The sequence below is a fragment of the Kitasatospora sp. NPDC059146 genome, assembly GCF_042786665.1.
In the GTDB taxonomy this organism is placed as follows: Bacteria; Actinomycetota; Actinomycetes; order Streptomycetales; family Streptomycetaceae; genus Kitasatospora.
The window spans coordinates 30207-43895 of record NZ_JBHZCY010000079.1; the positions used below are offsets into that span (position 1 = coordinate 30207).

1 protein-coding gene is annotated in these 13689 nt (G+C 76.4%); it reads left to right on the forward strand.

The window, feature by feature from the left end:
• Window positions 1–329: 329 nt before the first annotated feature.
• Window positions 330–13689: SDR family NAD(P)-dependent oxidoreductase (locus ACFXPX_RS28500; RefSeq protein ID WP_380643976.1), on the forward strand; the 13360-nt coding region annotated here is incomplete at its 3' end.

The following is a 13689-nucleotide window of genomic DNA, read 5'->3' on the forward strand; positions in this document are numbered from 1 at the left end:
GCCACGTTCAGGGGTGGTTTAGGGCCTGCCTCTTGGATCCTTGCCGGGGTCGCGACGCCGGGGCACGCACCTCGCCGCGTTGTCGTCGGTCGCCAATGCGCTGCATTGGGCTCCCTCCTCCGCCTTGCGATGCACGCACCCCAACGCCGCGACCTATCCGACAAGATCCAAGAGACAGGCCCTAGCCGTCCCGCCGAGCATGACCGCCGGTGCCGGCCCGGCGCGTGCCCTCCGGGCCAGCCGCGACTCCGTCACCACGCCACCCCTGCCCCTCCTGCCGCACCGCCCCGACGCCCCGCACCGCCTCGACGAGGAGCACACACCCCGCGATGACCGCCAAGCCCGAGACCCCTGCCGCCGTTGCCGCCCGCACCGCCGCCCCCGCCGTCGAGGTGCCGCCCGCCGTCGAGGTGCCGCCCGGCGCCGTCGCCGTGGTCGGCCTGGCCTGCCGGCTCCCCGGTGCGCCCGACCCGGCGGCGTTCTGGGAGCTGCTGCGCGAGGGCCGGGACGCCGTCGGCGAGCCCCCCGCCGACCGCTGGCCGGCGGACACCCCCGGTGTGCCGCGCGCGGGCGCCTTCCTGGAGCGGATTGACACCTTCGACGCCGCCTTCTTCGGGATCTCGCCGCGTGAGGCGGCGGCGATGGACCCGCAGCAGCGGCTGGTGCTGGAACTCGGCTGGGAGGTGCTGGAGGACGCCGGCCGGCTGCCCGCCCGGCTGCGCGACAGCCGTACCGGGGTGTTTGTCGGCGCCTTCCTGGACGACTACGCGGCACTGGTGCACCGGCAGGGCCCGGGCTCGGTGGACCGGCACACGCTGACCGGCCTCAACCGGGGCATGATCGCCAACCGGCTCTCCTACCAGCTGGGCCTGCGCGGTCCGAGCCTGACCGTGGACACCGCGCAGTCCTCCTCCCTGGCCGCCGTCCACCTGGCCGCCGAGAGCCTGCGCCGCGGCGAGTCCGACCTCGCCCTCGTCCTCGGGGTGAACCTGATCGCCGCGCCGGACAGCACGCTCGGCGCGGCCCGCTTCGGCGGCCTGTCCCCGCACGGCCGCAGCCGTCCGCTCGACGCGGCCGCCGACGGGTACGCGCGCGGCGAAGGCGGTGTCGCGGTGCTGCTCAGGCCGCTGGCCGCGGCGCTGGCGGACGGCGACCCGGTGTACGGCGTGCTGCTGGGCAGCGCCCTCGGCAACGACGGCGCCACCGACGGCCTGACCGTGCCCGGCGCCGACGGCCAGGCCGAGGTGCTGGCGGCCGCCTACCGCCGGGCCGGGGTGGACCCGGCCGCCGTCCAGTACGTCGAGCTGCACGGCACCGGCACGGCCGTCGGCGACCCGGTGGAGGCCACCGCGCTCGGCCGGGTGCTGGGGGCCGGCCGGGCCGCGGACGCCCCGCTGCTGGTCGGTTCGGCGAAGAGCAACGTCGGCCACCTGGAAGGGGCGGCCGGCCTGGTCGGCCTGGTGAAGACGGTGCTCGCGCTGCACCACGGCGAGCTGCCGCCGACCCTGCACCACCGCACCCCCAACCCGGCCGTCGACCTGACGGAGCTGCGGCTGCGGGTCGCCACCGAGCGCACCCCCTGGCCCGGTGCCGCGACGGCGGCCCGGCTGGCCGGGGTCAGCTCCTTCGGCATGGGCGGCACGGACGTCCACGTCGTGCTGACCGGCGCCCCGCCGGTGCCCGCGCCCGCCCCCCGCCCGGCGCCCCTGCCCGCGCCGGTACTGCTCTCCGGCCGCGGCCGCCCGGCGCTGCGCGGACAGGCCGCCGCCCTGCGCGCGCACCTGGCCGCGCACCCCGCGCTCGGCCCGGCCGAACTCGCCGGCCCGCTCGCCCTCGCCCGGACCTCCTTCGAGGACCGCGCCGTCCTGGTGGCCGAGGACCGGGCCGGGCTGCTCGCCGCGCTGGACGCGCTGGCCGCCGGGCGGGAGGCCCCCGGGGCGGTCACCGGCACAGCGGGCGCCGTCGGTGGCACCGCCTTCCTGTTCCCCGGCCAGGGCAGCCAGCGCCCCGGCGTCGGACGCGGACTGTACGCGCGCTTCCCGGCGTTCGCGGCCGCACTGGACGAGACCCTGGCCGCCCTCGACCCGCACCTCGACCGGCCGCTCGGCAGCCTCCTGTTCGCCGAACCCGGAAGCCCCGAGGGCGAGTTGCTGGACCGCACCGAGTACACCCAGCCGGCGCTGTTCGCGCTCGGCAACGCGCTGCACGCCCTGCTGCGCTCCTGGGGGGTGACCCCGGACGCCGTGGCCGGGCACTCCATCGGCGAGATCGCCGCCGCCCACGCCGCCGGGGTGCTCACCCTGGCCGACGCCGCCGTCCTGATCACCGCCCGGGGCCGGCTGATGGCCGAACTGCCCACGGGCGGTGCGATGGTGGCGGTGGAGGCCGCCGAGGAGGAGGTGCTGGACCGGCTGTCCGGCCGGGAGGGCGAGGTGGGCATCGCCGCGGTCAACGGCCCGCGCGCCGTCGTCCTGTCCGGGGCCGAAGCGGCCGTCCTCGCGGTGGCCGCCGAGCTCGCCGCGCTGGGGCGGCGCACCCGCCGACTGCGGGTCAGTCATGCCTTCCACTCCCCGCTGATGGACCCGGCGCTGGAGCGGTTCCGCGCGGTCGCCGCCGGGCTGACGTACGCGCCGCCCCGGCTGCCGCTGGTCTCTACCCTCACCGGCCGCCCGGTCGCGGCGGACACCCTGGCCGACCCCGAGCACTGGGTGCGGCACGCCCGTGAGGCCGTCCGCTTCGCCGACGCGGTGCGCGCCCTGCACGGCCTCGGCGTGCGCACCCACCTCGAACTCGGCCCGGACGCGGTGCTCACCGCGCTCGCCCGGTCCACGGCGGCGGCCGACGGGCCGGGCGCCGAGGTCGCGGGCGCCGCGCTGCTGCGGCGGGGGCGGCCGGAGCCGGCGAGTGTGCTCGGCGCGGTCGGGCTGCTGCACGCCCGGGGCGGCGAGGTCGACTGGGCGCGGTACTTCGGTCCGGGCGCGGGTGAGGGTGAGGGCGAGGGTGCGGGTGCTGCTGCGGCCCGGGCGGTCGCGCTGCCGACGTACGCGTTCCAGCGGGAGCGGTACTGGCTGGCGGGGGCGGACGCCCTCCCGGGCGGACCGGGCGCGGCGGTCGAGCGCGAGCCCGTACCCGTCGTCGAGCCCGTCGGCGCCACCGAGCCCGTTCCCGCCGCCGCGCCCGAGCCCGTTCCGGCGGCGCCGGTGCGGCGGCCGGACGGCGAGCTGCTGGACCTCGTCCGGGCCCAGGCCGCCGTAGTGCTGGGCCACCCCACCCCGCACACCCTGGACGGCCGACGGACCTTCAAGGACCTCGGCCTGGACTCGCTGGGCGCCGTCGAACTGGCCGACCGCCTGACCGTCGCCACCGGGCTCGCGCTGTCCGCGTCCGCCGTCTACGACCACCCGACCCCGGAGGCCCTGGCCCGGCACCTGCGCGGTGACGAGCGGGAGGTGTCGGTGGTGCGGGCGGTGGTGGTGGACGAGCCGGTGGCGATCGTGGGGATGGCGTGCCGGTATCCGGGTGGGGTGGGTTCGCCGGAGGAGTTGTGGCGGTTGGTGGTGGAGGGCCGGGACGCGATCTCGTCGTTCCCCTCGGACCGGGGCTGGGACCTCGACGCGCTCTACGACCCGGACCCCGACCACCCGGGCACCAGCTACGCCCGGCACGGCGGATTCCTCACCGGCGCGGGCGGGTTCGACGCGGAGTTCTTCGGGATCTCGCCGCGTGAGGCGGCGGCGATGGACCCGCAGCAGCGGCTGCTGCTGGAGTCGTCCTGGGAGGCGCTGGAGTCGGCCGGGATCGACCCGGCCGACCTGCGCGGCAGCCGCACCGGCGTCTACGTCGGCGCCACCGCGATGGAGTACGGTCCGCGCCTCTCCGAAGGCTCCGACGGTGCGGACGGCTTCGTGCTCACCGGCAGCACGACCAGCGTGATCTCCGGCCGGGTCGCGTACGCCTTCGGGCTGGAGGGCCCGGCGGTGACGGTGGACACCGCGTGCTCCTCCTCCCTGGTCGCGCTGCACCAGGCCGCCGCCGCGCTGCGCACCGGGGACTGCGACCTGGCCCTCGCCGGTGGCGTGACGGTGATGTCGAGCCCCGGCATGTTCGTGGAGTTCAGTCGGCAGCGGGGGTTGTCGGTGGACGGTCGGTGCCGGTCGTTCGCGGCGGGTGCGGACGGGACGGGGTGGAGTGAGGGGGTGGGGGTGCTGGTGGTGGAGCGTTTGTCGGATGCGGTGCGTCACGGGCATCGGGTGTTGGCGGTGGTGCGGGGTTCGGCGGTGAATCAGGACGGTGCGTCGAACGGTTTGACGGCGCCGAACGGGCCTTCGCAGGAGCGGGTGATCCGGGCGGCGTTGTCGGCTGCGGGGTTGGGTGCGGGGGATGTGGATGTGGTGGAGGCGCACGGGACGGGGACGCGGCTCGGGGATCCGATCGAGGCGCAGGCGTTGCTGGCGACCTATGGCCAGGAGCGTTCTGTTGAGCGGCCGTTGTGGTTGGGGTCGTTGAAGTCGAACATCGGGCATGCGCAGGCGGCTGCGGGTGTGGGTGGTGTGATCAAGATGGTGCGGGCTCTGGCGGAGGGGGTGTTGCCGGGGTCGTTGTATGCGGGGGAGCCGTCGCCGTTGGTGGACTGGGCTTCGGGCGGGGTGGAACTGCTGGCCGGGGCGCGGGAGTGGCCGGAGGTGGGTCGTGCGCGTCGGGCGGGGGTGTCGTCCTTCGGGATCAGTGGGACGAACGCGCACGTGATCCTTGAGCAGGCGCCGGAGGTCGCGCTGCCTTCGGAGGAGGTGGTGGAGCCGTCGGGGGTGGTGGCCTGGCCGGTGTCCGCGCGCACCGACACGGCGTTGCGCGCCCAGGCCGTACGACTGCTGGCCTACACCGAGCGGCACCCGGACGTGGACCCGGGTGTGTTGGGTCGGGCCCTGGTCTCCACCCGCTCCGCCTTCGAGCGGCGGGCGGTGGTGCTGGGCTCGGAGCGCTCCGAACTGCTGGACGGCCTCCGGGCGTTGGCGACCGGTACGGATGCCTCCGGCTCCTCCGGGCCGGTCACCGGCTCTGCCCGTGACGGTGGTCGTACGGCGTTCGTGTTCACGGGTCAGGGCAGTCAGTGGTCGGGTATGGGGCGTGGGTTGTACGGGGCGTTCCCGGTGTTCGCGGCGGCGTTCGACGAGGTGTGCGCGGCGTTCGATCCGTTGTTGGGGCGGTCGTTGCGGGAGGTGGTGTTCGAGGGCGGGGAGTTGCTGGACCGTACGGAGTTCACTCAGCCGGCGTTGTTCGCGGTGGAGGTGGCGCTGTACCGGTTGGCGGTGTCGGCGGGTGTGACGGCGGATGTGGTGGCCGGGCATTCGATCGGCGGGGTGGTGGCGGCGTTCGTGGCGGGTGCGTTCTCGCTGCACGATGCTGCGGTGTTGGTGGTGGCCCGGGGCCGGTTGATGGGGTCGGCGCGTTCGGGTGGGGCGATGGTGGCGGTGGAGGCCGCGGAGGGGGAGGTGCTGGCCGAACTGGTGGGCCTGGAGGGGTCGGTGTCGTTGGCGGCGGTGAACGGTCCGCGTTCGGTGGTGCTCTCCGGCGACGACGGACCGGTGCTGGAGCTGGCTGGGCGGTGGCGGGAACGCGGCCGCAGGGTGAAGCAGTTGACGGTCAGTCATGCGTTCCATTCGCCGCACATGGACGGCGTGTTGGAGGAGTTCACGCGGGTGGCGGGCGGGGTGGTGTTCGCGGAGCCGTTGCTGCCGGTGGTCTCCGACCTGACCGGCGCTCTCGCCACGGCGGAGGAGTTCGCGGACCCGGCGTACTGGGCGCGGCACATCCGTTCGGCGGTGCGCTTCCACGACGTCGTGCAGACGCTGCACGAGCAGGGCGTCACCCGCTACCTGGAACTCGGCCCCGACGCCGTCCTCACCCCGCTCGTCCGGGAGGCGCTGGACCAGGACGCCGACCCCGTCGCCGTCCTCCCGCTCGCCCGTCGCGGCCGTCCGGAGGTCCGCGTCCTGGCGGACGCGCTGGCCCGGCTGTACGCCGCCGGCGCCCCGGCCGAGGTGCTGCGGCCGCTGCTGCCCGGCCCGGCGGTCCCACTGGACCTGCCCACCTACCCGTTCCAGCACACCCACTACTGGTCGGCGCCCCGCCCGGTCACCGACGCCGCCGCCCTCGGGCTGGCCGAGGCCGGCCACCCCCTGCTGGCCGCCGCCGTCGGGACCGCCGAGGACGGCGGACTGCTGCTCACCGGCCGGATCTCCCCGGCCGGGCAGGCCTGGCTCGCGGAGCACGAGATCCTCGGCACCCCGCTGCTGCCCGGCACCGCCTTCCTGGAACTGGCGCTGGCCGCCGCCGCCCGCATCGGTGCCGACGGCGTCGAGGAGCTGACCCTGCACGCCCCGCTGCCGCTGCCCGCCGGCGGCGCCGTCCAACTCCAGCTCGCGGTCGGCCCGTCGGACGGGAACGGGCGCCGGACCCTGGCCGTCCACGCCCGCCCCCAGCGCCCCGGCCAGGAGGACGGCGAGGGCTGGACCAGGCACGCCGAAGGCCTGCTCACCGAGGGCTCGCTCACCGAGGCCCTTCCGGGGGCGGCTCCGGCGGCCGCGCCGGAGCTCGCCGCCTGGCCGCCGGCCGGCGCCGAACCGCTGGACCCGGACGCCCTGTACGCCCGGCTGCTCGCCCGGGGGTACGCGTACGGCCCCGCCTTCCAGGGCGTGCGCGCGGCCTGGCGGCTCGGCCCGGAGCTGTTCGCCGAACTCGCGCTGGGCGACGAACAGGCGCTCTCCGCCGAGGCGTTCGGCATCCATCCGGCCCTGCTGGACGCCGCCCTGCACCCGCTGGTGGACGCCGAGAGCGCCGACCGGGCCGCCGGGGGCGGCCTGCCGCTGCCGTTCTCCTTCGGTGCCGTCCGGCTGCACGCCCAGGGAGCGGCCCTGCTGCGGGTCCGCTGGACACCGGGCGCCGAAGGGGCCGCCCTCGCGGCCTTCGACGTCGAGGGCCGGCCCGTGCTGTCCGTCGGCTCGCTCGCCCTGCGCACCGCGACACCCGCCGACGCCGCCGACCGGTCCGCCGAGCGCGGGGCGCTGCACCGCCTCGACTGGATCCCCGTGCCGGTCGACGCCCGGCCCGCCCCCGGGCGGACCCTGCTGCTCGGGCCCGCACCGCAGGGCCTGTCCGCGCTGCCCGCCCTCCCGGACCCGGCCGCACTGCGCGCCGCCCTCGACGCGGGGCAGCCCGCCCCCGGGACCGTCCTCGCCGTCCTGCCGGACACCGGCGCCGACCGGCCCGCCGCAGCGCGCGAGCTCACCCGCGAAGCGCTGCGGCTCGCCCAGGACTGGCTGGCCGACGAGCGCTTGGCGGACACCGTCCTCGCCGTCCTCACCCGGCACGCGGTCGCCGCCACCGCCGCCACCGCCGCCACGGGCGCCACCGCCGCCACGGCCGACGGTCCCGCGCCCGACCCGGCCGCGGCCGCCGTCTGGGGGCTGCTGCGCAGCGCCCAGAGCGAGCACCCCGACCGCTTCCGGCTCGTCGACCTGGACGACGACCCGGCCTCGGCCGCCGCGCTCCCGGCCGCCCTGGCCACCGGCCTGCCCCAACTCGCCCTGCGCGCGGGCGCGGTACTCCGACCCGTGCTCCAGCCCGTGCCGTCACCCCGCCCGTCCCGACCGGCCGACAGCCCCGCGACGGGCCGGACCGACGGCGCCGCACCGGCCCTGGCCGACAGCCCCGCGCCGGACCTGACCGGGGGCACCGTCCTGATCACCGGCGGCACCGGCGGCCTGGGCGGCCTGCTCGCCCGCCACCTGGTGGAGCGGCACGGCGTCCGACGGCTGCTGCTGGTCAGCCGCCGTGGCCCGGCGGCCCCCGGAGCGGCCGAGACCGCCGCCGAACTGACCGCCCTGGGCGCGGAGGTGGTCCTCGCCGCCGCCGACACCGGAGACCGGGCCGCGCTGGCCGCCCTCCTCGCCGACCTGCCGACCGACCGTCCGCTGCGCGCGGTCCTCCACCTCGCCGGAATCGTGGACGACGCCACCCTCACCGGACTCGACGCCGACCGGATCGCCCGGGTGCTGCGGCCCAAGGCGGACGCCGCCTGGCACCTGCACGAGCTCACCGCCGACCTCGACCTGGCCGCCTTCGTCCTGTTCTCCTCCGTCTCGGGCATCACCGGCACCGCCGGCCAGGGCGGCTACGCGGCCGCCAACAGCTTCCTGGACGCGCTCGCCCAGCACCGCCGGACACTCGGCCTGCCCGCCCTCTCGCTGGCCTGGTCGCTCTGGGCCGACCAGGACGGCATGGCCGGCGCCCTGGACGCCGAGGCCCTCCGCCGCTGGAGCCGCAGCGGGCTGCCGCCGCTGGACACCACGGCCGCACTGGAGCTGTTCGACGCGGCGCTCGCCGGAACCGCCCTGCTCGCCCGAGCCGACACACTCGCCGGATCCGCCCCGTTCGCCGGAGCCGACCCGCTGCTGGTACCGGCCAGGATCGACCGGGCCGCACTGCGCGCCCGCGCCGCCGAGGGACCGCTGCCGGCCCCGCTGCGCGGCCTGGTCCGCACCCCGCTGCGCCGCAGTGCCGCCGCGCGCGCCGGAGGACCGGCGGGCGGCACCGGCTGGGCCGAGCGCACCGCCGCCCTCCCCGAGGCCGAACGCGCCCGGACGGCAGCGGAGTTGGTGCGCGGAGCGGTGGCCGCCGTGCTCGGGCACAGCGGCACGGACACCGTCGACCCGGACCGTGCCTTCAAGGACCTCGGCCTGGACTCGCTGACCGCCGTGGAACTGCGCAACCGCCTCAACACCGCGACGGGCCTGCGACTGCCCGCCACCGTCGTCTTCGACCAGCCCTCCCCGGCCGCCCTGGCCCGGCGCCTGCTCGCCGAGCTGGACGGCACCCGGACCGTGGACCGGGAGGTGTCGGTGGTGCGGGCGGTGGTGGTGGACGAGCCGGTGGCGATCGTGGGGATGGCGTGCCGGTATCCGGGTGGGGTGGGTTCGCCGGAGGAGTTGTGGCGGTTGGTGGTGGAGGGGCGGGATGCGATCTCGTCGTTCCCCTCGGACCGGGGCTGGGACCTCGACGCGCTCTACCACCCCGACCCCGACCACCACGGCACCTCCTACGCCCGCGAGGGCGGCTTCCTGCACCGAGCGGCCGACTTCGACGCGGAGTTCTTCGGGATCTCGCCGCGTGAGGCAGCGGCGATGGACCCGCAGCAGCGGCTGCTGCTGGAGTCGTCCTGGGAGGCGCTGGAGTCGGCCGGGATCGACCCGGCCGACCTGCGCGGCAGCCGGACCGGCGTCTTCGCCGGGGTGATGTACAACGACTACGGCTCCCGGCTCCAGCGCGCCCCCGAGGGCTACGAGGGGTACCTGCTGACCGGCAACACCTCCAGCGTGATCTCCGGCCGGATCGCCTACACCTTCGGGTTGGAGGGTCCGGCGGTGACGGTGGACACGGCCTGCTCCTCCTCGCTGGTCGCGCTCCACCTGGCCGCCCAGGCCCTGCGCAGCGGCGAGGCGGACCTCGCGCTGGCCGGCGGCGTCACCGTGATGGCCCGGCCGGACACCTTCGTGGAGTTCAGTCGGCAGCGGGGGTTGTCGGTGGACGGTCGGTGCCGGTCGTTCGCGGCGGGTGCGGACGGGACGGGGTGGAGTGAGGGGGTGGGGGTGCTGGTGGTGGAGCGTTTGTCGGATGCGGTGCGTCACGGGCATCGGGTGTTGGCGGTGGTGCGGGGTTCGGCGGTGAATCAGGACGGTGCGTCGAACGGTTTGACGGCGCCGAACGGGCCTTCGCAGGAGCGGGTGATCCGGGCGGCGTTGTCGGCTGCGGGGTTGGGCACAGCGGACGTTGATGTGGTGGAGGCGCACGGGACGGGGACCCGGTTGGGTGATCCGATCGAGGCGCAGGCGTTGCTGGCGACCTATGGCCAGGACCGTTCTGCTGAGCGGCCTTTGTGGTTGGGGTCGTTGAAGTCGAACATCGGGCATGCGCAGGCGGCTGCGGGTGTGGGTGGTGTGATCAAGATGGTGCGGGCTCTGGCGGAGGGGGTGTTGCCGGGGTCGTTGTATGCGGGGGAGCCGTCGCCGTTGGTGGACTGGGCTTCGGGCGGGGTGGAACTGCTGGCCGGGGCGCGGGAGTGGCCGGAGGTGGGTCGTGCGCGTCGGGCGGGGGTGTCCTCGTTCGGGATCAGCGGGACGAACGCCCACGTGATCCTGGAGCAGGCGCCGGAGGTCGCGCTGCCTTCGGAGGAGGTGGTGGAGCCGTCGGGGGTGGTGGCCTGGCCGGTGTCGGCGCGTACCGACACGGCGTTGCGCGCCCAGGCCGTACGACTGCTGGCCTTCGCTCAGGACCGCCCGGAACTGCACCCGGCCCGCCTGGGCCTCGCGCTCGCCCGGACGCGTGGTGCGCTGGAGCGCCGGGCCGTCCTGCTCGGCGCCGACCGTGCCGAACTCCTGGACGCACTGGCGAAGTTCGCCTCGGATGAGGAGAGCGCGGCCGTGCTGCACGGCCGGGTCGCGCCCGGTGGTCGTACGGCGTTCGTGTTCACGGGTCAGGGTAGTCAGTGGTCGGGTATGGGGCGTGGGTTGTACGGGGCGTTCCCGGTGTTCGCGGCGGCGTTCGACGAGGTGTGCGCGGCGTTCGATCCGTTGTTGGGGCGGTCGTTGCGGGAGGTGGTGTTCGAGGGCGGGGAGTTGCTGGATCGTACGGAGTTCACTCAGCCGGCGTTGTTCGCGGTGGAGGTGGCGCTGTACCGGTTGGTGGTGTCGGCGGGTGTGACGGCGGATGTGGTGGCCGGGCATTCGATCGGCGGGGTGGTGGCGGCGTTCGTGGCGGGTGCGTTCTCGTTGCACGATGCTGCGGTGTTGGTGGTGGCCCGGGGCCGGTTGATGGGGTCGGCGCGTTCGGGTGGGGCGATGGTGGCGGTGGAGGCCGCGGAGGGGGAGGTGCTGGCCGAACTGGTGGGCCTGGAGGGGTCGGTGTCGTTGGCGGCGGTGAACGGTCCGCGTTCGGTGGTGCTCTCCGGGGACGAGGAAGCGGTGCTGGAGCTGGCTGGGCGGTGGCGGGAACGCGGCCGCAGGGTAAAGCAGTTGACGGTCAGTCATGCGTTCCATTCGCCGCACATGGACGGCGTGTTGGAGGAGTTCACGCGGGTGGCGGGCGGGGTGGTGTTCGCGGAGCCGTTGCTGCCGGTGGTCTCCGACCTGACCGGTGGCCTGGCCACGGCGGAGGAGTTCGCGGACCCGGCGTACTGGGCGCGGCACATCCGTTCGGCGGTGCGCTTCCACGACGTCGTGCAGACGCTGCACGAGCAGGGCGTCACCCGCTACCTGGAACTCGGCCCCGACGCCGTCCTCACCCCGCTGGTCGAGGCGGCCCTCGGCGCGGACGCACCCGTGGCCGCTGCGGCCGCCCTGCGCCGGGACCGACCCGAAGCGCGGGCCGTGGCGACCGCCCTGGCCCGGCTGGCCGTCACCGGGACGGCCGTCGACTGGCCGGCCCTGACCGGGGTGACCGGCCGCATCGCCGACACGCCGGAGCTGCCCGGCTATCCGTTCGAGCACCGGCGCTACTGGCTCGACGCCGACGCCACCCCGGCGGACCCGCGTGAGGTGGGCCTCGACCAGGCCGACCATCCGCTGCTCGGCGCGGAACTGCAACTCCCGGACAGCGGTGGCCTGGTGCTCACCGGCCGGCTGTCCCCGGCCGCGCTGCCCTGGCTCGCCGAGCATGAGATCCTCGGCACCCCACTGCTGCCCGGAGCCGCCCTGGTCGAGCTCGCGCTCCGGGCGGGGCAGCGCGTCGGCGCCCCGCACCTGGCCGAACTGACCCTGGAGTCCCCGCTGCCGCTGCCCGCCGAGGGCGCCCTGCAACTCCAGCTCGCGGTCGGTCCGTCCGACCCGTCCGACCCGAACGGCCTGCGCGTGCTGGCCGTGCACACCCGGCCGGCCGGGGACGGGGACGCCCCCTGGACCAGGCACGCCACCGGAACCCTCGCCCCGGAGGGCCAGGGAGCACCAGGGTTCGCCGACTCCGCCGACTTCGCCGCCGTGCGGGTCTGGCCCCCGGTCGGCGCCGCACCCCTGGACACGGACGCCCTGTACCCGGAGCTCGCCGCCGACGGCTACCGCTACGGCCCCGCCTTCCAGGGCCTGCGCTCCGCCTGGCGGGCCGCGGACGGCACGCTCTTCGCGGAGGTCGGGCTGCCCGAGGGCCCGGCGGCCGAGGCCGGCGCGTACGGGCTGCACCCGGCGCTGCTGGACGCCGCCCTCCACCTGCTCGCCCGGTACGGCCGCGCCGCGGGTGCGGAGTCCGCACTGCTGCTGCCCTTCGCCTGGCACGGTGTCTCCGTGCACGCCACGGGCGCCACCGCGGCCCGGGTCGCGCTGCGACCGACCGACGGCGGCTACCGGCTGGTCCTCGCCGACGCCCAGGGCGCGCCGCTGGCCGAGGTCGCCCGGCTCGACCTGCGGCCGGTCACCCGCGAGGCGCTGGCCCGCAGCCTGCGGACCGTCGCCGACCGCTCGCTGTACGCGCTCTCCTGGGAGCCCGTGCCTCCGCCGCCGTCCGTACCGCCCGTCCCGTTCACGGATCCGGCCGCCGCCGCGGTCGCCGTCCTCGTCCCGGCCGGGCAGCGGCCGGACCTCGACCTGCTGCCCGCCGCGACCCCGGTGACCGCGCTCGCCGAGCTCCCGGAGCCGGTGCCGTCGACCGTCCTGATCCCGTACGCCACCCCGGCCGACGCCGGCTCCCCGGCGGAGGCCGCCCACGCCGCCGTCCGGCTCCTGCTGCCGGTGCTCCAGGAGTGGCTGGCCGAGCCGCGCACCGCCGGCTCCCGGCTGGTCCTGCTCACCCGGGGCGCCGTCACGACCGGCGCCGACGAACCGGTGCGCGATCTGGCCGCCGCCTCGGTGCGGGGCCTGTTCCGCTCGGCGGCGGCCGAACACCCGGGCCGGGTGGCGCTATTGGACGCCGGGGAGGGCGAACGGGTGACGCCGGACCTCCTCCGGTTCGACGAGGAGCCCGAGCTGGCGGTCCGCCAGGAAAGGATGCTTCGCCCCAGGCTGACCAGGGCCGAAACCTCCGACCGGCAACCGGACCTCGGGGCGGGAACCGTCCTGCTCACCGGGGCCTCCGGGGCGCTCGGTGCGACGGTGGCCCGCCACCTGGTGCACTCCCACGGCGTCCGGGGCCTGCTCCTGCTCAGTCGCCGCGGCAGCGTGGAGCCGGGCCTGGTCGAGGAGTTGACGGCGGCCGGGGCCGCCGTGGCGACCGTCGCCGCCGACGTCGCCGACCCCCGGGCCGTACGGGCCGCGCTGGACCGGGCGCCCGCCGGGCTGCCGGTCACCGCCGTGCTGCACGCGGCCGGCGTGGTCGACGACGGCGTGACCGAGGGCCTCACGGCGGAGCGGGTCGCCGCCGTGCTGCGGCCCAAGGCCGACGGCGCCTGGGCGCTGCACGAGGCGACCGGGGAACTGCCGCTGCACGCCTTCGTGCTGTTCTCCTCGGTCGCCGGACTGCTCGGCACCGCAGGCCAGGGCCCGTACGCGGCCGCCAACTCCTTCCTCGACGCGCTCGCCGCCCACCGGCGCGAACTGGGCCTACCCGGGCTCTCCTTGGCCGGTGGCGCCGGCGGTCTGCCAGAGGGTGCGCCGCAGCCGGCCGCCCCCGTCGTCGGTGACGGTCACCTCGGTGACGCCGTCCGGGCGGGGC